Genomic DNA, 21,421 nt, shown 5'->3' on the forward strand with positions numbered 1-21,421 from the left:
TTTCAGAGAGGAATTCTGGTTCAAAGTCCCTCACTCGTGGGGGATTTAGGGGGCGTTCCTGGATCTAAAAGCGAAGCGTTCATCGAACTGACGTTTAGTTAGAAACCTCTGACAACTCGATGACATTTCCTGCGAAATCTTTGACCAAAAAGTTCAACGGTTTTTCGCGACGAATCTTATGCTTAACGCCGCGCGTCTGAACTCGTAAAAGAATTTGGTCTAGACAATCGCGATCGAAACACACATGTCGCTGGCGATCTTTTTCTCCGAGACTAGCGCCCGAAATGATGTGTAGCTGAGTATTTTTCTTGAGTTGATACCACAAGCCATCATTCGCCGTGCCCCGTACCGTCGTGCTGCCCACATTGCCAGACAGATACATGGGGTTGATACCCGCAGTGCCCAACGACTGCTCATAGTTGTAGTAATAGTGCAACGGCACCTCAGCCGCCGCCAGACTCAACATGCCTTCATAAAAGTCTCGTGCCAACTCCACATCCGACACCATGACTGTGTAGACCTTGGGAGCGCTGGTCAAAAACATCCACATCGCCGCCGCATAAGCACCCAGCAGCATAATCATGATGCCCTGAGTCGAGAGTAAGCTATCCATAAATCAAGAAGTGTAGACGATCGCGATTGATAAACTGATTGACAAACTTAGATCTCAGTATTACTAAGCTAATTCATTCTATCAATAGGGATTGACGAGAATCCGCAACAAAGTCTGTAAACATTCTGGGAATCGGACAAAGGGGAGGTTAGACAGAGGACATTAGACAGGGAACCGAAGACTGAAAGCTGCGTCCAAAGTCGTGCCGATCGATAACTTTTTTTGACGAAAAACGATCGCAACTAGACAAAGACGCTGTATATAGTGGTAGAGGCCCTCTATCAGCACCTTTCCTCTGTGGATTAAACTCGTGCCCATTCCTACCTTTCCTGAAGCGAACCATCCGGTTATCAAGTCACTGTCACACTACAACGATCAGGAATTGCTGACGCTGTTTCAACGATATCCTGATGTGGGGCAATATTTTACGGCGGTTTTTTGTCGCTATAGTCCGATGGTCTACACGCTGATTCAGCATTCGGCGCGATCGCCTGTCCAGGCTGACTATCTGTTTGCGCTGATTTGGCGACATATTTTTCATGAATTAGGCGGGTTGGATCTGCGGGCATTTGCATCAGAAGGCCTCACCTTTCAAAGCTGGTTGATCAACGTCACGGCGCTCTGTATCAATCAGGCCGAGTTGCCCCCGGTTGAGGAAATTCACTACAACATTAAGGCCGCCTCTCCGCCGTTTTGGTGCTACCTCGATCGCGCCCTCGAACAGCTTCCCCCAATCACTCGTCTGATGGTGCTGATGGCGCAAACCTTTCACTGGAGCGAAACCCGGATTTCTGCCTACCTGCAAGCCGAAGGAGAACATATTCCGCCTGCTCAAGTCAAAGCCCACCTGCAAGAAAGCTATCAACTGCTCGAAACGACTTTGCCCGAAGATATTAGAGCTATCTATCTGGGTGGGAACGCTAATGGACAATCTGGGTTCGCTAACTTGGATGCCTCGTCTTTAGAGGCTACCCTGGATTAATTCTGAATTATTTGTTGATCGGAGGTTTTGAGATGCGCGGGATGAAGGCGAGAAGGATGGTTGCAGTTCAACTCTTAGTCGGGGGAATGGTGCTGATGGCTCCTTCTAGCCTCGCGGCCGATTTGAATGCAGATCTCAATACGCAACTGTTGATTCGTCAATACAACGGCACTCAGGGCACTCCTAGACAGGAAGCCGATCGCCTCTTTCGTCAGGGTGAAGAGCAAGAACGAGCCGGATTTTCTGACAAAGCGATCGACTCCTACCTACAGGCGCTCAGTCTCTACCGTGACATTCGAGAAGTGGAGGCTCAGGCGCTAACCTACGATGCGCTGGGTAAGACTTACGCTCAGATGGGCAAGTTTACCGAAGCAGAAGATGCTCTGAGACGCAGACTGGCGATCGCTCGTGACCTCAAAGATTTTCAGGGACAGGTATTTGGCTTCAACAATCTCGGAACGCTCTTGCTTCAACGGGCCAGCATTTCAGAAGCTCAAAAAACGTTTGCAGACGGGCTGAAGGTCGCCAAAGATACCCGGTTTTATGCGGGAGAAGGGCTATCTCTAAGCAATCTGGGACTCGTCGCCTACAGTTTGGGTGATTACAATCAGGCGATCGCTCTCTACGAGCAAGCTAGAACCCTTCGCGGACAGGCAGGCGACCCCGGCGAAGCCAACACGCTCAACAGTTTAGGCGATGCGTATCGGGCAGTCAAAGACTATCGATCGGCGCTAGTTAGCTATCGTCAAGCGTTGTTTGTGTCGCAAAATAGTGTCGATCGTCCCAGTCAGTTTCGGGCCCTCAATGGATTGACGCTTGCGTTCTATGGACTGGGGCAAAATTCCAACGCTTCGACAACTCTGGATCAACGGCTGGCTCTCGCAGTGGAGCAAAACGACTCTAGACAACTCATCTTGACGCTCAAAGATTTGGCAAAATTCTACAACGCCAAGGGTGACTACACGGCTGCCGACAGCTACTATCAGCAGGCATTCAAGGTAGCCCAAACGATCAACGATTCCAAAGAGCAAGAAGGATTGTTGAGAGAAATTGGAGTGTTGCGATCGCGCAAATATACCCGCTAGTTGCCATGACTCAAACGCTTGTTAAAAGCCAGTCGGATCAGCGAATTTTGGTGAGCGATCGCACCTGGGAGCAGTTTAAGCAGATTCAGAAAGGCTTTGAGAATGCTGCCGGGATTCGCTTGTTTTATTTTGAGGGCACGATCGAACTTCTCATGCCAGGACGCGACCACGAATTTTTCTCTCGGTTTATTGGATATCTGGTAATGACCTTTTTGTTTGAGAAAGGCGTTCGCTGCATTCCTACGGGGTCGATGACGCAAGAAAAGGAGGGTGTCAGCTCAGTGCAGGCGGATGAGTCTTACTGTATCGGAAGTTCTAAGCCGACTCCTGACTTGTCAATTGAAATTGTTTTTACAAGCGGCGGTGAGAGCAAGCTACCTCGATATCAAGCGATCGCAGTCCCCGAAGTCTGGTTTTGGGAAGACGGAATCTTTACGCTCTATTGTTTGGTTGCGGGTCAGTATGTGCAAGTCAAAAAAAGTCAGCTACCTGGACTGCAAGATTTGGATATTGACTTACTGACTCGATGCGTTCTCGTGTCCGAAACAGATGAGTTGGCCGCCCTGAATGAGTTTAAAAAACACAAATAGGACGCACGATCGCTTTTCTATCAAAGCTGCAAATCAAGGCTGCAAGATCATGGGCGTTCCTTTGGAGTCGCCGTTGAGAATGATCACTTTAGCGTTTTGCGATTCGGCTAGTTTTTGGGTGGCTTCGATTTGACGAAATTGGAGAACGCGATCGCTCAAGCTTTGAGACAAAATTCTTTGAGCATCGGCGTTGCCCTGGGCTTCAATGCGTTTGCGATCGGACTCTTTGCGCTCTTTTTGCAAGACAAATTCCATGCGTTGGCTGTCTTGCTCGGCTTGCAGTCGGGCTTGGATCGATTGCTGAACACTTTCAGGTAGAGTGACATTTCGCAGGGGCGTTTCTTCGATGATCACGCCGCGATCGCCCAAGGCTTTATTCAAACTATCGCGCAGTTGTTGAGATAGGTTTTCTCGATTGGTGGTGTAGAGTGTCGTAGATTCATAGCTAGCAGTCGCCGCCCGAATCAGCGATCGCACTTGAGGAATCAAAATTACTTCTTCGTAATTGGTGCCGATCGTTTGATAAATTTGTTTGGCTTTAGCTGGATCAAGCCGATACAAAATACTGACATCAACGGTCACAATTAAGCCTTCTTTGGAAGGAGCCTGAGTCGTTTCTTTGACTTCTTTTGTTTGGGTCGAGAAGGTGACCACTTTTGCAAACGGATGCTTGAAATGAACCCCTGGATCAAGCGTTTGGTTGGACACTTGCCCAAACAAATCGACCACGCCAACTTGCCCAGTGGGAATGAAGGCGATCGATTTTACCAATGTCACCAGGGCACCCAATCCGATTAGAGTCAGAGCAACTTTTGGGACTATAAAACGGCTAAGACGTGATTGCATCTGCAACACTCCATTGCTTAATTTTTGATTGAACTAAGAGTACCCGAACTGTAGATGCTGTCTAGGTTTGATTAGTTTAAGATCGAGTTAAGCGATCGAGATTGAAGGCGATTTTTCTACAGGATTTTGCAGGCTGATGAGGACGGTGCATAAAGGAATTTGCTCGGTCGTGTAGGTAGATACAGTCCTAAGTCGTCACTTTTCCAATTCAATTATCATGACTGAACTAAATTCTTCTAACCTCAATGATGTCCCAAACGAGATTATTACAGTGCGTCCCACGATCGAGACGATGACTCGTCAGGGTGTGCCCTACTTCATCGGGATTTCTGGCGCGACAGCAGGCACCAAAGGTCTTTCTCTCAGTTTGGTCGAGATTCCACCGGGAGGGGTTGGCCAACCTCACATTCATCAGGGCTTTGAAACCGCAATCTATATCCTCAAGGGACGGGTCGAAGCGCGCTATGGCGATCGTCTTCAGCATTCTGTGATTCATGAAGCCGGAGATTTTATGTTTGTGCCGCCTGGGGTGCCTCATCAGCCGCGCAATCTGAGCGAAACGGAATCGGTGCAGGCGATCGTCGCTCGGAATAATGCCTACGAAACAGAGGATGGCATTCCTTACACGCCGCCGTCAGATTGAGCGGTTAAAACTTTGGCGGCAGATTGGGCGAGTTGCTTGATAGTTGCAAAGTCTGGGCCGGGAATGGCATCATTCAAACTCAGCCAGAGCAAATATTCAATGTTTCCGGCTGGCCCAACGAGCGGCGACCAGGTAAGCCCCCGATAGCCCCAACCGAGTTCTTGAGATGCGGTGAGAACTTGAGCGATCGCCCCTGCTTGATCTTTGGGATCTCTGACGACTCCTTTCTTGCCGACGCGATCGCGACCCACTTCAAACTGGGGTTTCACCAACAGCACCATTTCACGGGGAGCTTGCAGCAGTCGCCACATTGCAGGCAAAATTTTGGTGAGTGAAATAAATGAAACATCCACGACACCCAAATCGGGAAGCGGTCGATCGACTGAATACAGATCTTCTGGCTGAAGGTGGCGCAGATTGGTGCGTTCTTTAAGGATGACTCGTGGATCTTGGCGCAATGTCCAGGCGACTTGCCCGTAGCCAACGTCGATGCCATACACCTGTTTTGCTCCGGCTTGCAGCAGACAATCGGTGAAGCCGCCCGTGGAGATGCCGCCGTCGAGACAGATACGATCGCTCACCTCAATTCCAAATTCTTGCAGCGCTTTTGCCAATTTTTCGCCGCCGCGTGAGACGTAGGGCGATCTGGCTTTCACTTCGATCTGGGCCGTTACGTTAACTTCGGTGCCGGGTTTGTCGATGAGTTGGCGATCGACCCTCACTTCCCCCGCTTGAATCAATCGCTGTGCCTGCTGCCGAGAATCACAGAGGGCGAGGTCTACCAGTAATGTGTCGAGACGCTGTTTCAAAGGAGGAGGAGTGAGGGATAAGAGATGAAGTAGTAATAATAGCGAGGATGGTGGCGGTTTGGGTGAGAGTGTTGCAGTTTGAAGTGAGAGTGTTGCGGTTTGAAGTGGGATTGTTCCTGTTTGAGGTGGGAGTGTTGTGGTTTGAAGTGCGATCGTTTCTTTTTAAGCCTAGAAGTTTCCTGCTGGAAAGACGATCGTTCCTATATGAGAAGTCGCCTGTGTCATTTCTTGACGAAGAAGCGCAAGATTTTCTCGCGTCGTTCGGGTCTTGGGATGGTTCGCTCCTAGTGTTTGCTCCAGTATTGCTAATGCCCAACTACAAAGCGGTTCTGCTTCCTCGTAGCGTTCCTGCGACTTATACAGGTATGCCAAATTGTTGAGGCTGTTTGCCACATCAGGATGAGTCTCTCCCAAGAGCGATTGTGTCAATTCCAAAGCTTGAAGATAGAGCGGTTCAGCTTCCTCATAGCGTCTTTGAGAATCGCATAGTCCTGCCAGGTTGTTGAGGATGGCTGCTACATTTGAATGCTTCTCCCCAAAGTGTGATTGCGTCAATTCCAAAGCTTGAAGATAGAGCGGTTCAGCTTCCTCATAGCGTCCTTGAGAATCGTACAGTAGCGCTAAGTTGTTGAGTGTGGTCGCCACGTTGGAATGATCTTCTTCTGTAAATGCGCGCATCAATTCCAAAGCTTGAAGATAGAGCGGTTGAGCTTCCTCGTAGCGTCCTTGAACTCGATACAGTTCTGCCAAATTGTTGAGACTGGCTGCCACATCTGGATTATTCTCTTCCAAATGTGATCGTGTCAATTCTAAAGCTTGGAGATAGAGCGGTTCGGCTTGCTCGTAGCGTCCTTGAGATCGATAGAGGTATGCTAACCAAGCTAAACTGCTTGTTAAATTCTCTTCTTGACTTGGCACTTTTTGCAAATCAATGGCTTTGCGAAAATAGCCAATTGCCGTTTCTTGTTCTTGCTGATAGTTGATCGCTTCTCCCCCTTCTGCTCTGACAGCATAGAGGCGTCCCATTTGGCTGTACAGCGTTGCCAGCAGTGGGTCATCAGGGCGTTTTTTCTCGGTTTGTTCGATTAGCGCTTGCAGATCTGCCAAGGGCAACAGAATGTCATCGTCGTTCGTCAGTCCCAGTTCTGAGAAGATGGGCTGAAACGACTCAAGTTGTGAGCTTTTTACCACAGCCGTTTGACGTGACTTAAAGCGAAACACTCCCTTGCGCCAGCCCCAAAAATCCGGTGCCTTCCGCTCCATCTGCGTCAGCAATTGCGTCGTCACCCACAGCACGATCGGCAACCGAAACTCCGGCAACGCCTCCCGCGTCCACTGCAAATAGCCAAAAAAAGCATCCTGCTCCGACTTTTCCTCATCCAACGGCAGAAAATAAAGCTGCTCTGCCCCCGTCACCATCACCACCGACTGACTTCCCTCGCGCAGCGACTCATCCTCCTGCATCTTTTGCAGAATCGTCATCTTGAGACTGGGTTCTCCCCGAATTAACGAAAGTCGATAGCAGCGAATAGGCTCCAATTCTGCCTGAAAGCGATCGATTAACGCTTCACGAAACTGGCTATTGTCACACACCGCAATCAGCAGGCTAAAAACTCCTTGACTCGCCTCGATCGTCACCAGCAAATCTTCATAAGCCTCCAGGTTTTCTGCATCCAGTTCTATTGCATCAGGCATTAGATTAGATTCCTGTCTGTTAATAGTTCCACGACGATCGGGTGTACGTCATACCAGGTTTTTCGATTGCGATATTCTAAAACATGTAGCCCATGCAGCAAATCTAAAAACTCTTTTTGGGTCGGATCATCCGGCATTAACTCGGTATAAACTTTAGGCAAAATTTCATAATCCACCTTTCCCAATCGTAGCGAAAAATCATTGCGAAGCTTGTTCACTGCCTCTTCTAAAATTGCCTCATTGATCACGATCGCCTGCGTCGGATCACGACGAATCAACCGCAGACAGATTCGACAACATTCGTTTGCAATCCGAATCAACTCCCGCAAAACGCCGCCGCTGTAGCGAATCATCTTTTCTGCGGTCTGCCTGTCCAACAGATGATCGGGAATTCGCTTGTGAAGAATCTCACACAAAATATCCATCACTTCCGGTTTCGGAACTGCATTAGGAAGACGACATTCATCTTTAGCAAACAGCTTGAGAACAGGCATACTCACCAATTGATTATTGGTTTCTGTCTCGATCGTCGGCAAAATCTCTTTATCTCGCAGCGTCGCCATCGGGATTGTATAAATAATATGAAATCCAGGCAAACAAAGCGTTTTAATATTGTCTCTAAAGATAGGTCTAACGACCGAAAGTTCTAGCTTATCTAAATCATCAATAACCACCAAAATCGTCTTTTGGGTAGCAGCTTGCAATACCGCAGCAATAATATTGAGTTGGCTCACCAATTCAGACGTATTTCGCTCAAACTTTTGCTTAATTTCTCGACGCACACCAGCATTTGTTTGTAGCTGTAAACTGACTGCTTCTAATAAGTTAATGCCAAATTTTGCTTCCCCTTTTAATTCTTTGACATCCGTTTGAGTCTGTTCAGCGAACCACTTATAAATTGCATTTTGTGTGGTCTTGGGAACTTCAACCTGATGCTTTTCTGCCTCCACCATTAAATTGAGCGCGATCGCAAACAAAATATTAATGTGATCCACATCCGACATTTCAATCACTTTCGCGATCGAAAACAGCACCACAAAATAGCGGTTGCCCAACAACGGACTCCGACTAAACTTTGCTAACAACGTCGATTTTCCACAGCCCCGATGCCCCGAAAAGATAATTTTGCTATCCGCAGCTCCGCTATCTTCAACCAGTTGCACCAATTCCTCAATCACTTCGCCGCCATACTCTACGCGAAAGCGATCGAGATCCTTTTGATCCAATAAAGGCAGCAAATCAAGATTTCTGTACGCCGTCTGAAACAGAGTCAACAAACTATCAGCCATACTTCGCTTATCGAAAATGTGCCATCAACATCATCCCCCACTTCTCGATTTAGCGTATCGTAATGATTCCTGCCACTCATCCCTCATCTCTCATCCCTTCCTATGCTCCACGGTTTCATTCCTCCCGATCGCTTCTTCCCCTACCTGACTTGGACGGATATTCAAGCGCTGCCTGACAAAGAGAATGTGGTGATTGTGCAACCGATGGGCGCGATCGAGCAACATGGCCCTCATTTACCGCTAGTCGTCGATGCTGCGATCAGTGTGTCCGTCTTGGGAAAGGCGCTGAGTCAGCTTGATGCCAGCATTCCCGCCTATGCGCTGCCCTGTCTTGACTACGGCAAGTCAAACGAACACTGGCACTTTCCGGGGACGATTACGCTGAGTGCCCAAACGCTGCTGGCGGTTCTATCCGATGTGGCCGAAAGCGTCTATCGAGCAGGATTTCGCAAGCTGGTGTTCATGAATTCTCACGGCGGACAGCCCCAGGTGATTGAAATCGCTGCGCGAGATTTGCACCAAAAATATGAGGACTTCCTGGTGTTTCCGCTGTTTACCTGGCGCGTACCGGGGATTGGAACGATCGCCCAAGATCTGCTCACCCCCAAAGAACTCGAACTGGGCATTCATGCAGGCGATGGCGAGACGAGTTTGCTGCTGTCGATTTTGCCCGATCAGGTGAAGATGGATCGCGCCGTTGCCGAATATCCCCTGGGTGAGCCAAGAGCGGGACTGTTGAGTATGGAAGGGGCGCTCCCGTTTGCCTGGACAACGCGAGATTTGAGCCAGAGTGGGGTTTTGGGCGATCCGACGACAGCAACCAGGGAGAAGGGCGATCGCATTCTACAAACGCTGGCGGATGGTTGGGTCGCGGTGCTCAAAGAAGTTCACGCCTTTCAGCAGCCCAGAGCTTATTTATGAAAACAACAATCCGTTACGCTTTTGTGATAATTTGTTGATTTTCTGAAATGTTCAGTATCATTTAATACTCTCTATAGAAAGAGTTCACTACAATAGTTGGCATCAACTCAAGGCATTGTGGAATGCCCCGATCGTAGGAGATAACCGATGCTAAAACTAACAGCCGTCCCCGTTCCCCAAACGCTACAGGAACTCGACGAGGCAGTAAAGCAGTTTCAGGCGAGTGATTTTAGCGGTGAAGAACTGATTCGTCATTGGCAAGCGATTCGAGAAGCGTCTTTGAAGGAATTTGTGCCGGAGCGAGAGGGCGACCCCTGGTGGGTATCTCAAGGAGATTGTATTCCTGGTGAAGAGAGTTACTAAAAAGTTTTGATTGCAATGTGAACGCCTTCTCTAACCATTAGGGAGGGTTTTTTGCTGGCAATCATTTATCAGAGGACTCGAAAAAAGCAACGGGAGAAATATGAAAGAAGTCAGCCAGTTTTTTGATGTGATTGACTGTTAGTTTGCGTTGACCGTTGACAACTTCGGAGACAATCGATTGTAGTGGTGATCATATTAGGTTAGCGCCCGTTCTCAGCTTCGACCTGGTTCAATTGCCGTATTCTGCATGAGTTAAAACATGACGAATGAATACTTTTAATATGTGTAATCTAACAGGACAATCAATCGATATTTGTTACGTCGCCAGATTATGTTTACGGAGCTTTGGAACGATGGTCTAATCAACAAGGGCGACCGCTCGCGAATTTTGGCGCTTTCTTGATCGAAGTGGCGATCGTGAAAGCCCTAAAAGAAGGAGAAATTTCACCATCACCTGAGAAGCCACCGACCAATCCCCCACGTAAATAAAACTCATGGGCGAAGCACATCCCCTTCAGGCATATCTCGAAACGCTCTACCTCAAATATAAGCCGCTGAATGAAGGCAAACTGGCCAGCTACATTCCTGAGTTGGCGAAGGCCGATCCAGACTGCTTTAGCATTTGTATTGTTACCGTCGATGGGCGAATTTTTGAAGTCGGAAATGCTGATCAGCTATTCACAATCCAGTCGATCTCGAAGGTGTTTGTCTATGGCATGGCACTGGCCGAACATGGGCGCGAAAAGGTCTTGTCGAAGGTTGGCGTTGAGCCGACGGGCGATCCGTTTAACTCGATTATTCGACTCGATGAATACTCCAAACGACCCGACAATCCGATGGTGAATGCAGGCGCGATCGCCACTACCAGTTTGATTCAGGGCAGTGATCCAACCGATCGCTTAAATCGAATGCTGGAGATGTTTCGTGGCTACATTGGTCATGATGTTTATATCGATATGTCGGTGTTTATGTCAGAGCGATCGACCGGACACCGCAATCGAGCCATAGCTCATTTGATGCGGCATTTTGGAATGATTGACGCAAACATTGATGAAGCGTTGGATTTGTATTTCCAGCAGTGTTCTTTGATGGTGAATGGTCGTGATCTGGCAGTGATGGCCGCGACGTTGGCCAATAAGGGTGTGAATCCGGTCACGGGCGATCGGGCCGTTCCTGCTCATTGCATTCGCGATATTTTGTCTGTGATGTACACTTGCGGAATGTATAACTATGCTGGGCAGTGGGCCTATCAGGTTGGCATTCCTGCTAAGAGTGGCGTGTCTGGTGGTATTCTCGCTGTCATTCCCAATCAGGTTGGCATTGCGGTTTTCTCTCCTCCGCTAGATGCGAATGGCAACAGCGTGCGCGGGATTAAAGTTTGTGAGGAGTTATCTCGTCAATTTGAGTTACACATGTTTGACTTGCCGATGGGTTGTTCTCACTTCTTGCAAACATTAGAAAACAAACCGTAACAAACTGTATTTTGGCACTGGAGAACACGGTATAGTCACGGCATGAGGCCGATCGTCCAGGAGTAAGGTTATGGTGAGAAGACAAACAGCCAATACGCGCAAAACCAACCCCCGTAAGCCGCCGGAGGTGCCTGTGGTGGAGGGTGAAGCGATCGAGGAGGCAAAACAAGCGTTGGATCAAGCCACCGGCCATGACAATAATGAACCTGCTTCGACTGACGATGTGATCGACGTGTTAGCTGAACCTTGGGATGATGCCCCGACTGAGGAAGCTGCGCCCGTCCCTTCTGAACCCGCTCATTCTGAATTAGAGTCAAAATTAGAGTCAAAAGTCACCGATCTCAAAAATTCTCTCGAAGCTTCTCATCAAAAAGAACAGTCGCTTCAGCAGAAAATTGATGAATTGCAGTCTCAATTGGATGAGCAAAAATCGCTGGCGAAAAGCTTACAAACCAGTTTAGAAAAGGCGAGTAAAATTCAGGCAGAGCTTGAACAAGCGCAAAAAGCCGCCCTGCAATTAGCTGAGTCTAACCAAAAGCTGATTGACGAAAACAAAGCGCTCAAAGCCGCCCACGCCGAGGCCGAATCTTCTAAAAAAGCCTCCCAACTCACCCTTCAGCCACCCGAAGCCAAGAAAGCTTCTCAGCTATCCGTTCCGGCCGAAATGAGTGAACACGATCGCTTCCTTCGCCAACAAGCCGCCAATCTCGCCCATCCGGTTTTCCCCAACGATCCTGCGCCCAGCCGCCTGTCTGAACAAGATATTGGCTGGTTTGATTGAGTTGTCCACCGTTAGTACGTTACAAAGAATGAGGAACGACTGACAAAGGATAGAGCTGATGAAAAAAACGCTGGCGATCGACATTGGTGGCAGTGGCATCAAAGTCATGATTTTGGATGAGCAAGGAACGCCTGTCAGCGATCGTGCCCGTGTCGAAACGCCTCAACCCGCAAAGCCCAGTCCGGTGATGGAAGCGATCGTAGAGTTGGTAAGTCAACAAAGTGAATTCGATCGCGTTTCAGTTGGGTTTCCGGGGGTTGTGCGGTTGGGCGTGACGGAGACGGCGGTAAATCTTGACCCTGACTGGGTTGGTTTTAATCTAGAAGCGGTCTTGAGTGAGCGGTTGGGTAAGCCTGTGCGGGTGGCCAATGACGCTGACATTCAGGGGATGGGCGCGATCGCAGGTCAAGGAGTCGAACTGGTGATCACGTTGGGCACTGGGTTTGGGTCTGCTCTGTTTCTCAACGGCAAGCTGGTTCCCAATCTGGAAATGGGCCATCATCCTTTTCGCAATGACAATACCTATGAACAGCAGTTAGGGCGCGCTGCTTTGGATGGTGTGGGTCAGAAAAAGTGGAATCGACGACTAGAGAAGGCGATCGCATCCCTGCAAAATCTCTTTAACTACGACACGCTCTATATCGGGGGCGGCAATACCGATAAGATTACGATCGCGCTGCCGCCCAACGTCAAGATTGTGCCCAATGTTTCAGGGCTTTTGGGTGGGATTGCTTTATGGAAGGATTCGTAAATTACTCAACGAAGCGATGGCGATCGTGCGGTTCGTCGAAGTTGATGATCGGGCCTTTGGGAACGATGCGCGTTGGATTGATCTGCGTCTGACTCATGTAGTAGTGACGCTTGATGTGATCTAAGTTGCAGGTTTTTTGGATGTCAGGATGCTGGTAGAGATCTTTGAGATAATTCCAGAGGTTGGGGTAGTCTGCAATTCTACGAAGATTACATTTGAAGTGACCGTGATATACCGAGTCAAACCGGAGTAATGTCGTGAACATGCAAATATCTGCTTCGGTGAGTTGATTGCCGCAGAGATAGCGTTGTAGATTCAAAACCGACTCCCAGCGATCGAGGTTTTCAAACAGTTCTGTTACCGCTTCTTCGTAGGCTTTTTGAGTGGTGGCGAAACCCGATCGATAGACACCATTGTTAATCGGCATGTAGATGGCTCCGATCGTTTCGTCGATCGCTTCTCTTAATGCTGTGGGATACAAATCAATATCAGATTTTGCAAACTCTGAGAATTCCAAATCGAACATGCGAATGATCTCACGAGACTCGTTGTTGACGATCGTTCCCGTTTGCTTGTCCCACAACACTGGAACGGTAATTCGACCTGTGTACTTGGGATCAGCTTTGAGGTAAATATCCTGCAAATACTGAGCATGATTGACCGAATCAGGAATGGTGCCCGGTTCTTGAGAAAACGCCCAACCTTTGTCGCTGAGAATGGGATCGACGATCGACAGCCCGATCGCATCTTCTAATCCCTTTAGGCTTCGCATAATCATCGTACGGTGGGCCCAAGGACAGGCTAGACAAACATACAAATGGTAGCGTCCCGATTCTGCTTTGAAGCTGCTTGAATTATCTGCGGTAATGCGATCGCGAAACTTAGTCGGCATCCGGTTAAACTTACCGCTTTCATCTCGCTCCGTCCATTCAGTCGTCCACTTGCCATCCACCATCATTCCAAGTGCCATCAGAACCTCCAAAAAAGCTATGAATTGAGATAACGTGAATCCGATGAAATCCTTGGCTGCGGTTATCACTCCAGGCAGCTCCCTAAATCCTCCAAGTTTGGGGAACTTTGAACAAAAAATCCTATCCGAAAGTCCCCCAGAATTGGGGAGTTGGAGGGCTGAAGAATTGGGTAACGAAGCGAAAAATCCAACCGAATTCACATTGAACTATGAGTTTCAAGCTTTGAGTTTAAGCATCTGTCCTTCAAACCTCATCACTCAAAACTCATATCTTCTGTCTCTCGCCTTCTACGCCAGATCAAACACCAACACTTCAGCGTCTTCTTTGCCGACCAGTTCTAGTGTTTCACCGTCCAAGGCGGCCGCGTCACCTTGATTGAGCAACTCACCATTCAGCGAAACGGCTCCACGAGCTACTTGAACCCAGAAGTGTCGACTCCTTGCGGGTGACTCGGAGAGATCGTTCTCTGTCAAACTCACCTTCTCACCTTCCCTTAAAACCGTCGCGTACAGATTCAAATCCTGGTGAACGGTGACAGACCCATTTCGCCCGTCTTGAGACGCAATCAGCCGGAGATTGCCCCGTTTCTCATCGTCTGAATAGGCTTTTTGCTCATATCCAGGCTCCAGATTCCTTTGCTCAGGCAAGATCCAGATTTGTAAAAGGTGAACAGGATCGCGATCGGAGTGGTTATATTCGCTGTGGGTCACGCCCGTCCCGGCTGTCATGCGCTGCACTTCTCCCGGAAGCATTACCGCCCGGTTGCCCATACTGTCTTGATGCTCCAGCGCCCCTTCTAGCACATAAGTAATGATCTCCATATCGCGGTGAGAATGGCTGCCAAATCCTTGCTTGGGGGCAACCCGATCTTCATTGATCACCCGCAGATTGCGAAAGCCCATGTGAGCAGGGTCGTAGTAATTCGCAAAGGAGAAGGTGTGGTAAGAGTCCAGCCAACCGTGGTTTGCGTGTCCTCGATCTTCGGCCTTACGAAGCGTCAACATAGTTCCTCCTAAATGAAAATGTGCAGTACGAGGATTGTTTGGTGCTTAAATGTTCTAGCTCGTACTTTCTATAAATTTAGAATAACACAGCGATTGTCTAAATGCAAACAATCATAAGTCAATGTGAATTCGATGAATTTCTCAGCTTCAGTTGAAGACCCCGGAGAGCCATCAACCGAGAGCTTGGCAAGTGGAGCAATAATAGAGTCGTCGTCCAGCGAAGATTTCTTTGACGATCGCCCTTCCACACACAAAGCAGTCCTGTCCCTCTCGATTGAAGACATAGTGACGATAGCGACTGCGCGAATAGCCAAGTTTTTTGAGGCGATCGACAATCTGCAAATCGTTCGTAATGCCTTTTGTTCTGTAGGATTGCAGCGTCACCGAGAGAACGGACTGAGCGAGGGCGTGAATTTGTTCAACAGTGCAATCAACCGGACGCAAAGCGGGATGAACCTTCGCCACAAATAGAATTTCGCTCCGCAAATAGTTGCCCAATCCGCCTAAGAAATGTTGATCGAGCAGCAGAATCGTGAGTTGACGACGAAAAAATCGCTTGTCGAGAAAGCGGGCTACAACTTCTTCAACGGTCACCGCTTGATCCAACACATCCATTTCAACTCGACTGAGAAACGGATGCACCGCTAACTCCTCCTCATTCAACACCTGAATTTCTGACGCAGAGTAAAGCAAAGCCGAGTGTTTGGGGGTGTGAATTGCCATCCGCAACTGACGGTTTGTGGTCGGGTAAGAATGCAGCTTGCGGACATACCACCGCCCATAAAGCTGATTGTGACTGTAGATGTAGAGCGGCTTCTCAAAACAAATCACCATCGCCTTGCCCCGCGTCCGAATGGCGGTTACGGTTTGCCCAATCAGTTCTTCTTCAAACGGCTTGAGGCGATCGAACGCAAAAAATATCTCAGTGACGGGGCGATCGACCAATGCTTTGGCAATCTCATCGGCGGCTTGTCGAATTTCGGGGCCTTCGGGCATGGGGGCAGGGAGGAGGGAGGAGGGAGGAGGGAGGAGGGAGGAGAGAGGAGGGAGGAGGGAGGAGGGAGGAGAGAGGAGGGATGAAAAGAGTTTTGAATTCTTCGTTGACTGTTTAAATTAATGAATGGTTCAGCTTATGAAGTTAGCGTCTTCTCAATGCGACGATCGGGGATGAGCCACATTGCTGCCACTGAAGCGTAAATTGCACAAGCGATCAATGGATTGACCCAAGTAAACAGAATCGCTGTGACATAAAAGCCTAACGATAGCTTGCCTTTAACGTCTCGCCCCATCGCGATCGCCAGGGTAGAATCTTGACCGTGATAAGCAATCAGAACGCGAGTGAGAATAAAGTAAGCAATGGCATTCAACAAGAGAACTACACCATAGCAGGCAACCGGAACAGGGGCAAAATTTTCACCCATCCAGCCTGTGACAAAGGGAATGAGCGATAACCAAAATAGCAAATGCATATTGGCCCAAAGAATGTGCCCGTTGACGTGTCGGACTGCTTGTAGCAAGTGATGGTGATTGTTCCAATAGATGCCGAGATAGATGAAACTCAGGATATAACTCAGAAAGATTGGAATGAGTGGACGCAGAGCCGCTAAATCAGCCCCGTGCGGCACCTTGAGTTCTAAGACCATAATGGTAATAAGGATGGCGATCACTCCGTCGCTAAAGGCTTCTAGTCTTCCTTTTCCCATTACTGTCACGCTCCTTGTCTGCTAGTTTTTTTTGCTAATTCATGGTGCAAATCATGGCACGTTTTCTGATTCTTATTTTGTTACCGCTACGATTTTTGTTACCGCTACGATAGTTCGCGGCTCGTTTTATCAGAAATTGTTACTCCCTATCATTGACGCTCTTCTTTAACGTCAATTCGATGAAGTTTTTTCACGGCGTTGTTTAGCGCTTCTGCCCCCCAAAGTGCCAATTGTGGGCGACTTTTAGATTAGATTTCCAGTTCAAAGTCCCCCAGCATTGGAGAATTTAGGGGGCTGCCGGATTAATCACCGTAGCGAAAGATTCCATTGAATTCACGTTTCTTTAGAATAGAAGCATGTTAGAACTACACTGTCACACGACTTATTCTGATGGGACGCTGACACCCGTTGAGCTAGTTAATCGGGCGGTTTCCGTCGGGGTGCGGGCGTTGGCGATTACGGATCACGACACGATGAGCGGCTGGGATGAGGCGTTTGCGGCGGCTCCTGATCACCTGGAGATTGTCCCTGGACTGGAACTGAGTACCGTTTGCAACGATCGCTCTCTACATATTTTGGGCTTTTATCCCGATCGCCAAAAACTTCACGCTCCGCTAATGGAACGGCTCGAAGGTCGCAAACGCCGCGCTCAAAAGATTGTCGAAAAACTTGCTGACTTGGGCTATCCCATCCAACTGCCCGACATGGGAGAAGGCATGGCTCCAGGGCGACCTCATATTGCAACGGCGATGGTCAGAGCGGGCTATGTCAATTCGTCGCGGGAGGCGTTCGATCGCTTTCTCGGTGATGATCAACCTGCCTACGTCCATTACGAAAAGTTTGAGAGTACTGAAGGGGTGGCGCTGTTACGGTCTTGTGGGGCGGTTCCGGTATGGGCGCATCCTTACTTGTTTCGCGGGGGAGCCGTTGAGGAAATTCTTCCAGATTTGGTGAAAGCGGGACTTTTGGGAATTGAAGTGTTTCATCCCAGTCACTCAGCGGCGGGTATCGATCGCCTCACTCAACTCTGCACAGAATACGGGCTTTTGATCACGGGCGGCAGTGACTACCACGGCCCCAATTTGGCAACTCAGAAGGATGAATATCGGTCACTCAACAGTCTAAATATTCCTCTGGAACTGCTGGAACCTATTAGGAAAGCGGCTGGCCAGGGTTAAAGCGATCGTTCCTTTATGCAAATCTCACAGCTAGTTCATATGAACTTCATGCAATTCCCCAAATCTTCTCCGGAGAACGTCCAATTTTTTTGGCATATAGGGATGGTAGATGCACCCTGATGATTACCCCTGACTTCGGTTGGGGGTTTTTTATTGGAGGGATGAAGGAGAACTTCGATGATCTGTTCCCCCTTTGGGGGTAATCCGCTTCGCGAGGAGGGATGAAAAAGTTGGCGACGTAGGAATGAGGTCATAAATGATCTAACTTGGATCTAACTTGATCGCACTCATGCTGGGTTCATGCCTATGTCTACTCCGCTGCATCAGCTTGATCCATTGAATCGGTTCTCCGATCGCGCTTCTGACTATGTGAAATATCGTCCGACTTACCCCACTGAAGCGATCGACCAGATTCTCGAAGGGTTGGGTACGCCGTCTCAATTGGTGGCGGCTGACATCGGCGCGGGAACAGGAATCTCGGCTCGGTTGTTGGGCGATCGCGGGTTGCAAGTCTGGGCGATCGAACCCAACGCTGCGATGAGTCAGGTTGCCGAAGTCCATCCCAATGTGACCTATCACGCCGCCACCGCAGAACAGACCAATTTACCCGACGCTTCCGTTGACTTAATTACTTGTTTTCAATCGTTTCATTGGTTTGATCCAGAGCCGACGTTGACTGAGTTTCGACGAATTCTCAAACCCTCTGGGCGGCTGGCGTTGGTGTGGAACGATCGCGATCAGTCCAACGAGTTCTCAGAAGGCTATGAAACACTGCTACGAGAAATCTCAGACAAACATCATGCACTCGGTCAGGCATTCGGTCGTGCTGGAGCTTTCCCCACAAATCCCCATTTCTTGAATGTTAGATCGCAGCTATTTTCTTTTGAGCAGACGCTCGATCAAGCGGGATTAATCGGCAATGCCAAGAGTCGATCGTATGTTCCGCAAGAAGGAATGGCTCATGACCAATTAATCACCAAACTCACTGCCCTTCACCAACGTTGGGCAAATCCTCAAGGGCTAGTTTCTATCTCTTATCAAACCAGAGTCTTTTTGGCTGATCCTCAGATTACTTCTCAGCCCTAACGTTGCCCTGCTGAAATTAATGCTCAAATCCTCATGAATGGAAAGGTGTATCTTGTTGGTTCGGGAACCGGAGGCACAGACTATCTGACGGTGAAGGCTTATCGGCTGCTGACCCAGGCAGAAGTGTTGGTTTACGATGCGCTCGTCGATTCACAACTGCTAGAAGTGGTGCCAGAGAGTTGTGTGAAGCTGAATGTTGGCAAACGCGGCGGACAGCCCAGTATGAAGCAGCCCCAGATCGATCGCCTCCTCGTCGAGCAGTGTCAGCAAGGAAAGCAGGTCGTTCGGCTCAAAAGTGGCGATCCGTTTATTTTTGGGCGATCGTCCTCTGAGATCCAAGCGTTGAATGCGGCAGGCTGTCCATTTGAGGTGATTCCCGGAATTTCTTCGGCGCTGGCCGCCCCTCTTCTGGCAGGAATTCCATTAACTGACCCCGTTTTGAGCCGTTGTTTTGCAGTTTTGAGTGCCCACGATACCGAAAGTCTGGACTGGCAAACGATCGCTCAAATCGAGACGCTGGTGATGCTGATGGGTGGACAAAATCTCCCGATTATTCTGCAACAATTACAAAAACAGGGACGATCGCCCCAGACTCCGATCGCCATCATTCGTTGGGCGGGGCATCCAGCGCAACAAATTTGGGTCAGCACTCTGGCAGAAATTCTGTCACACACAGATCCCCATTCACTTTCTCCCTGTGTGATCGTTATTGGCGAGGTTGTCGGACTGCGCTCCTTTCTCCTCCCCACGTTTCAGCCCCCCGTCGTTCCCCCTGTGTTTCCTGTGTCTACCCTTCCCCTTTCTGGTAAAACCGTTCTTGTGACGCGATCGGTGTCTCAATCCAGTCAGTTTTCCCGATTGTTGCAAAGTCAGGGCGCGACGGTGGTCGAGATGCCGACGTTAGAAATTGTGCCGCCTTCAAGTTGGGAAGAATTGGATCAGGCGATCGCGCGTCTCAATGATTTTGATTGGCTGATTCTCACGTCAACGAATGCCGTCGATTACTTTTTTGAACGGTTGGGGTCACAGCTTCAAGACGTGCGAGGCTTGTCAGAAATCAAGATTGCAGTCGTCGGCGAAAAAACGGCTCAAAGACTGAAGCAGCGAGGATTACAGCCAGATTTTATCCCTCCCGATTTTGTCGCAGATTCGATGGTGCTCAATTTCCCTGAACCTGTGACGGGCAAAAAGTTTCTGTTTCCGCGCGTCGAGAGTGGGGGGAGAGATGTGTTGATTAAGGAGTTTGGCGATCAGGCTGCTCAAGTCACAGAGGTTGCGGCTTACCAATCGGCCTGCCCGACGGCGATCGATCCCGTTGCGCTTGAGGCGCTCAAAAATGGTGAAATTCAGATCGTCACGTTTGCGAGTTCCAAAACGGTGCGCCACTTTTGCCAGCTACTTGAAGGTGAGTTTGGTCAAGATTGGCTGACACATTTAGAAGGCGTTGGGGTGGTCTCGATCGGCCCTCAGACCTCCAAAGATTGCCAAACCCTACTCGGAAGAGTCGATATCGAGGCCCAAGAATTCACGCTACCAGGATTAACTCAAGCGGTCTTGGAGTGGGTGAAGAGGAGTGAGGAGTGAGGTGTGAGGTGTGAGGAGTGAATTTTCAACCTGAACCCTGAAACAATATTTTTCATCCCTCATCCCTTCCAACACCCAACACCCAACACCCAACACCCCTTTCTAGTATTTTTGTACTAAATCATGCTATCCTCATGTCACGCTAAGTCGTGGAGAGGAAGCCTTATGAGTGTCGAACAGACCACCCAATTAATTCAGCTAATCCTCAACTCGGTGCTGATGATTGTGGCTTGTGCGTTTGTGTTGGGGAGCTTGATGCTGCGGCGCAGTGCCTTAGAAAATCGGTTGCAGACGACGAGTTTGGAATATTATCAAGTGCTGCATTTGGCATATGACTCCCAGAACGATCGCCTCCTCCTGCTCAAAAAACAACTGCGTCACCTGCAACAACAGATTCAATCCTCTCGCAACGGCATTCTGGCACTTCACTACGCGCTAATGGTCTTTGTCGCCAGCACTTTTGCATTAGCCATGAGAACGGTCGTCGAGGGCACCTGGCTCATTTCGGTGGCGATGGCGTTCTTTATTGGAGGCATGGGGATTTTACTGTTTAGCGTGGCGATCGTGCTGCTCGATTTGCATCAGAGCGATCGTCCCTTTTGGCAAGAGATGACCGGAATCCTCACCTTCAGTTCCCGCAATTTTGCCCCCCGCGAAGACCTGCGAATCAGACGCTTACGATCCGCCAAACCCAAACTGGTCAAAGCTCGTCGAGCAAGGGCTGGTTAACTCTGAGGCGCAATGACGATCGCCTTCTGTCCTGATGAGTCAACTACAATCCACCCAACTGAGGGATCGAGATTTTCAGCACGGTCACTGACTTTGAAGTAGGCTTTTTCTCCGGTGTTGGTCTCGATCGCAAAGTCTGCATTTTGCGCGTAAATCACCCTAAAGCCCCGATCTTGTAAGCAGTACTTTGTCCAGGCTTTGAGCGATTGCCGATTGGGATCGAAGGGGAGCGGGGGGCGATCGAAGACTTGCTGCATGACGTTGATTAGCGGCATAGGAAGAAGGGATGAGGGATGAAGGAGGAGGGATGAGGGAATTTAGATTCA

General features: G+C 49.2%; 24 protein-coding genes. 14 read left to right on the forward strand and 10 right to left on the reverse strand.

All coding sequences use genetic code 11. The annotated features are described in order from the left end of the window. Positions 1-94: 94 nt before the first annotated feature. Positions 95-613 carry a glyoxalase-like domain protein gene (locus tag ACJ2PR_RS06485; RefSeq protein WP_446859430.1) on the reverse strand — a complete coding sequence of 173 codons (519 nt, stop codon included), beginning with the start codon at positions 611-613 and terminating at the stop codon, positions 95-97. 310 nt (positions 614-923) lie between these two features. On the opposite strand from ACJ2PR_RS06485, the gene ACJ2PR_RS06490 reads away from it, so the two are divergent. Genes ACJ2PR_RS06490 through ACJ2PR_RS06500 form a run of 3 tightly spaced genes read left to right on the forward strand, consistent with a single transcriptional unit; the run spans position 924 to position 3,270 of the window. Next, complete coding sequence (locus ACJ2PR_RS06490; RefSeq protein WP_446866331.1) at positions 924-1,595, forward strand: RNA polymerase sigma factor; 672 nt, start codon at positions 924-926, stop codon at positions 1,593-1,595. Positions 1,596-1,651: 56 nt separating this feature from the next. Continuing rightward, the gene (locus ACJ2PR_RS06495; protein WP_446876425.1) at positions 1,652-2,680 is read left to right on the forward strand and encodes a tetratricopeptide repeat protein; all 1,029 of its coding nucleotides are present in this window, start codon (positions 1,652-1,654) and stop codon (positions 2,678-2,680) included. Between the two features lie 5 nt (positions 2,681-2,685). After that, entirely contained in the window at positions 2,686-3,270 is a 585-nt protein-coding gene (locus tag ACJ2PR_RS06500; RefSeq protein WP_446876426.1) for a Uma2 family endonuclease, read from the forward strand. A gap of 33 nt (positions 3,271-3,303) precedes the next feature. Here the strand turns inward: ACJ2PR_RS06500 and ACJ2PR_RS06505 are convergent, their stop codons facing one another. Then, a complete protein-coding gene (locus ACJ2PR_RS06505) occupies positions 3,304-4,116 on the reverse strand; it encodes a prohibitin family protein (RefSeq protein ID WP_446876427.1) in 813 nt (270 codons plus the stop codon). A 217-nt stretch (positions 4,117-4,333) separates the two neighbouring features. On the opposite strand from ACJ2PR_RS06505, the gene ACJ2PR_RS06510 reads away from it, so the two are divergent. Then, on the forward strand, positions 4,334-4,759 hold the full coding sequence (locus ACJ2PR_RS06510; protein WP_446876428.1) for a cupin domain-containing protein: 426 nt from the start codon (positions 4,334-4,336) through the stop codon (positions 4,757-4,759). Here ACJ2PR_RS06510 and ACJ2PR_RS06515 read toward each other — a convergent pair. The 3 genes from ACJ2PR_RS06515 to ACJ2PR_RS06525 form a co-directional block, all read right to left on the reverse strand. After that, the gene (locus ACJ2PR_RS06515) at positions 4,738-5,568 is read right to left on the reverse strand and encodes a TlyA family RNA methyltransferase (protein ID WP_446876429.1); all 831 of its coding nucleotides are present in this window, start codon (positions 5,566-5,568) and stop codon (positions 4,738-4,740) included. The genes ACJ2PR_RS06510 and ACJ2PR_RS06515 overlap by 22 nt on opposite strands. Positions 5,569-5,736: 168 nt before the next feature. After that, the gene (locus ACJ2PR_RS06520; RefSeq protein ID WP_446876430.1) at positions 5,737-7,263 is read right to left on the reverse strand and encodes a tetratricopeptide repeat protein; all 1,527 of its coding nucleotides are present in this window, start codon (positions 7,261-7,263) and stop codon (positions 5,737-5,739) included. Then, positions 7,263-8,552 (reverse strand): P-loop NTPase fold protein, encoded by a 1,290-nt coding sequence (locus ACJ2PR_RS06525; protein ID WP_446876431.1) that lies wholly within the window; start codon positions 8,550-8,552, stop codon positions 7,263-7,265. The genes ACJ2PR_RS06520 and ACJ2PR_RS06525 overlap by 1 nt, the downstream gene beginning before the upstream one ends. Positions 8,553-8,654: 102 nt before the next feature. On the opposite strand from ACJ2PR_RS06525, the gene ACJ2PR_RS06530 reads away from it, so the two are divergent. The 6 genes from ACJ2PR_RS06530 (at position 8,655) to ACJ2PR_RS06555 (ending at position 12,840) form a co-directional block, all read left to right on the forward strand. Next, the gene (locus ACJ2PR_RS06530) at positions 8,655-9,473 is read left to right on the forward strand and encodes a creatininase family protein (protein ID WP_446876432.1); all 819 of its coding nucleotides are present in this window, start codon (positions 8,655-8,657) and stop codon (positions 9,471-9,473) included. 147 nt (positions 9,474-9,620) lie between these two features. Continuing rightward, on the forward strand, positions 9,621-9,836 hold the full coding sequence (locus tag ACJ2PR_RS06535) for a hypothetical protein (protein ID WP_446859438.1): 216 nt from the start codon (positions 9,621-9,623) through the stop codon (positions 9,834-9,836). Positions 9,837-10,145: 309 nt separating this feature from the next. Next, on the forward strand, positions 10,146-10,325 hold the full coding sequence (locus ACJ2PR_RS06540) for a ribbon-helix-helix domain-containing protein (protein ID WP_446876449.1): 180 nt from the start codon (positions 10,146-10,148) through the stop codon (positions 10,323-10,325). A gap of 5 nt (positions 10,326-10,330) precedes the next feature. Beyond that, a complete protein-coding gene (glsA, locus tag ACJ2PR_RS06545; protein WP_446876433.1) occupies positions 10,331-11,308 on the forward strand; it encodes a glutaminase A in 978 nt (325 codons plus the stop codon). 70 nt (positions 11,309-11,378) lie between these two features. Then, positions 11,379-12,089 carry a hypothetical protein gene (locus ACJ2PR_RS06550; protein WP_446876434.1) on the forward strand — a complete coding sequence of 237 codons (711 nt, stop codon included), beginning with the start codon at positions 11,379-11,381 and terminating at the stop codon, positions 12,087-12,089. Positions 12,090-12,147: 58 nt separating this feature from the next. Further along, positions 12,148-12,840 (forward strand): ROK family protein, encoded by a 693-nt coding sequence (locus ACJ2PR_RS06555; protein ID WP_446866319.1) that lies wholly within the window; start codon positions 12,148-12,150, stop codon positions 12,838-12,840. A gap of 1 nt (position 12,841) precedes the next feature. Here the strand turns inward: ACJ2PR_RS06555 and ACJ2PR_RS06560 are convergent, their stop codons facing one another. The 4 genes from ACJ2PR_RS06560 to ACJ2PR_RS06575 form a co-directional block, all read right to left on the reverse strand. Further along, the gene (locus ACJ2PR_RS06560) at positions 12,842-13,810 is read right to left on the reverse strand and encodes a glutathione S-transferase family protein (RefSeq protein WP_446876435.1); all 969 of its coding nucleotides are present in this window, start codon (positions 13,808-13,810) and stop codon (positions 12,842-12,844) included. A gap of 288 nt (positions 13,811-14,098) precedes the next feature. After that, on the reverse strand, positions 14,099-14,815 hold the full coding sequence (locus ACJ2PR_RS06565; RefSeq protein ID WP_446876436.1) for a pirin family protein: 717 nt from the start codon (positions 14,813-14,815) through the stop codon (positions 14,099-14,101). Between the two features lie 171 nt (positions 14,816-14,986). Next, a complete protein-coding gene (gene nei / locus ACJ2PR_RS06570) occupies positions 14,987-15,811 on the reverse strand; it encodes an endonuclease VIII (RefSeq protein WP_446866315.1) in 825 nt (274 codons plus the stop codon). Positions 15,812-15,945: 134 nt separating this feature from the next. Then, the gene (locus ACJ2PR_RS06575) at positions 15,946-16,518 is read right to left on the reverse strand and encodes a TMEM175 family protein (protein WP_446866314.1); all 573 of its coding nucleotides are present in this window, start codon (positions 16,516-16,518) and stop codon (positions 15,946-15,948) included. 356 nt (positions 16,519-16,874) lie between these two features. Between ACJ2PR_RS06575 and ACJ2PR_RS06580 the strand changes: the two genes are divergently transcribed. From ACJ2PR_RS06580 to ACJ2PR_RS06595, 4 genes are all read left to right on the forward strand, one after another. Further along, positions 16,875-17,696 carry a PHP domain-containing protein gene (locus tag ACJ2PR_RS06580; protein WP_446859446.1) on the forward strand — a complete coding sequence of 274 codons (822 nt, stop codon included), beginning with the start codon at positions 16,875-16,877 and terminating at the stop codon, positions 17,694-17,696. 306 nt (positions 17,697-18,002) lie between these two features. Next, positions 18,003-18,782, forward strand: a complete 780-nt coding sequence (locus ACJ2PR_RS06585; protein ID WP_446876437.1) for a class I SAM-dependent methyltransferase — start codon at positions 18,003-18,005, stop codon at positions 18,780-18,782. A gap of 33 nt (positions 18,783-18,815) precedes the next feature. After that, positions 18,816-20,366, forward strand: a complete 1,551-nt coding sequence (gene cobA, locus ACJ2PR_RS06590) for a uroporphyrinogen-III C-methyltransferase (RefSeq protein ID WP_446876438.1) — start codon at positions 18,816-18,818, stop codon at positions 20,364-20,366. Positions 20,367-20,531: 165 nt separating this feature from the next. Further along, on the forward strand, positions 20,532-21,095 hold the full coding sequence (locus ACJ2PR_RS06595) for a DUF2721 domain-containing protein (protein ID WP_446876439.1): 564 nt from the start codon (positions 20,532-20,534) through the stop codon (positions 21,093-21,095). On the opposite strand, the gene ACJ2PR_RS06600 is transcribed toward ACJ2PR_RS06595, so the two are convergent. Next, a complete protein-coding gene (locus ACJ2PR_RS06600; RefSeq protein ID WP_446876440.1) occupies positions 21,092-21,370 on the reverse strand; it encodes a hypothetical protein in 279 nt (92 codons plus the stop codon). The genes ACJ2PR_RS06595 and ACJ2PR_RS06600 overlap by 4 nt on opposite strands. Positions 21,371-21,421 lie beyond the last annotated feature (51 nt).

It is taken from the genome of Phormidesmis sp. 146-33 (genome assembly GCF_052939515.1).

Bases quoted from the DNA above. Each gene is read 5' to 3' on its own strand.
- ACJ2PR_RS06485 (WP_446859430.1), bottom strand. From the start codon at position 613: ATGGATAGCTTACTCTCGACTCAGGGCATCATGATTATGCTGCTGGGT.
- ACJ2PR_RS06495 (WP_446876425.1), top strand. From the start codon at position 1,652: ATGGTTGCAGTTCAACTCTTAGTCGGGGGAATGGTGCTGATGGCTCCT.
- ACJ2PR_RS06500 (WP_446876426.1), top strand. From the start codon at position 2,686: ATGACTCAAACGCTTGTTAAAAGCCAGTCGGATCAGCGAATTTTGGTG.
- ACJ2PR_RS06505 (WP_446876427.1), bottom strand. From the start codon at position 4,116: ATGCAATCACGTCTTAGCCGTTTTATAGTCCCAAAAGTTGCTCTGACT.
- ACJ2PR_RS06510 (WP_446876428.1), top strand. From the start codon at position 4,334: ATGACTGAACTAAATTCTTCTAACCTCAATGATGTCCCAAACGAGATT.
- ACJ2PR_RS06520 (WP_446876430.1), bottom strand. From the start codon at position 7,263: ATGCCTGATGCAATAGAACTGGATGCAGAAAACCTGGAGGCTTATGAA.
- ACJ2PR_RS06525 (WP_446876431.1), bottom strand. From the start codon at position 8,552: ATGGCTGATAGTTTGTTGACTCTGTTTCAGACGGCGTACAGAAATCTT.
- ACJ2PR_RS06530 (WP_446876432.1), top strand. From the start codon at position 8,655: ATGCTCCACGGTTTCATTCCTCCCGATCGCTTCTTCCCCTACCTGACT.
- ACJ2PR_RS06535 (WP_446859438.1), top strand. From the start codon at position 9,621: ATGCTAAAACTAACAGCCGTCCCCGTTCCCCAAACGCTACAGGAACTC.
- glsA (WP_446876433.1), top strand. From the start codon at position 10,331: ATGGGCGAAGCACATCCCCTTCAGGCATATCTCGAAACGCTCTACCTC.
- ACJ2PR_RS06550 (WP_446876434.1), top strand. From the start codon at position 11,379: ATGGTGAGAAGACAAACAGCCAATACGCGCAAAACCAACCCCCGTAAG.
- ACJ2PR_RS06555 (WP_446866319.1), top strand. From the start codon at position 12,148: ATGAAAAAAACGCTGGCGATCGACATTGGTGGCAGTGGCATCAAAGTC.
- ACJ2PR_RS06560 (WP_446876435.1), bottom strand. From the start codon at position 13,810: ATGGCACTTGGAATGATGGTGGATGGCAAGTGGACGACTGAATGGACG.
- ACJ2PR_RS06565 (WP_446876436.1), bottom strand. From the start codon at position 14,815: ATGTTGACGCTTCGTAAGGCCGAAGATCGAGGACACGCAAACCACGGT.
- nei (WP_446866315.1), bottom strand. From the start codon at position 15,811: ATGCCCGAAGGCCCCGAAATTCGACAAGCCGCCGATGAGATTGCCAAA.
- ACJ2PR_RS06575 (WP_446866314.1), bottom strand. From the start codon at position 16,518: ATGGGAAAAGGAAGACTAGAAGCCTTTAGCGACGGAGTGATCGCCATC.
- ACJ2PR_RS06580 (WP_446859446.1), top strand. From the start codon at position 16,875: ATGTTAGAACTACACTGTCACACGACTTATTCTGATGGGACGCTGACA.
- ACJ2PR_RS06585 (WP_446876437.1), top strand. From the start codon at position 18,003: ATGTCTACTCCGCTGCATCAGCTTGATCCATTGAATCGGTTCTCCGAT.
- cobA (WP_446876438.1), top strand. From the start codon at position 18,816: ATGAATGGAAAGGTGTATCTTGTTGGTTCGGGAACCGGAGGCACAGAC.
- ACJ2PR_RS06595 (WP_446876439.1), top strand. From the start codon at position 20,532: ATGAGTGTCGAACAGACCACCCAATTAATTCAGCTAATCCTCAACTCG.
- ACJ2PR_RS06600 (WP_446876440.1), bottom strand. From the start codon at position 21,370: ATGCCGCTAATCAACGTCATGCAGCAAGTCTTCGATCGCCCCCCGCTC.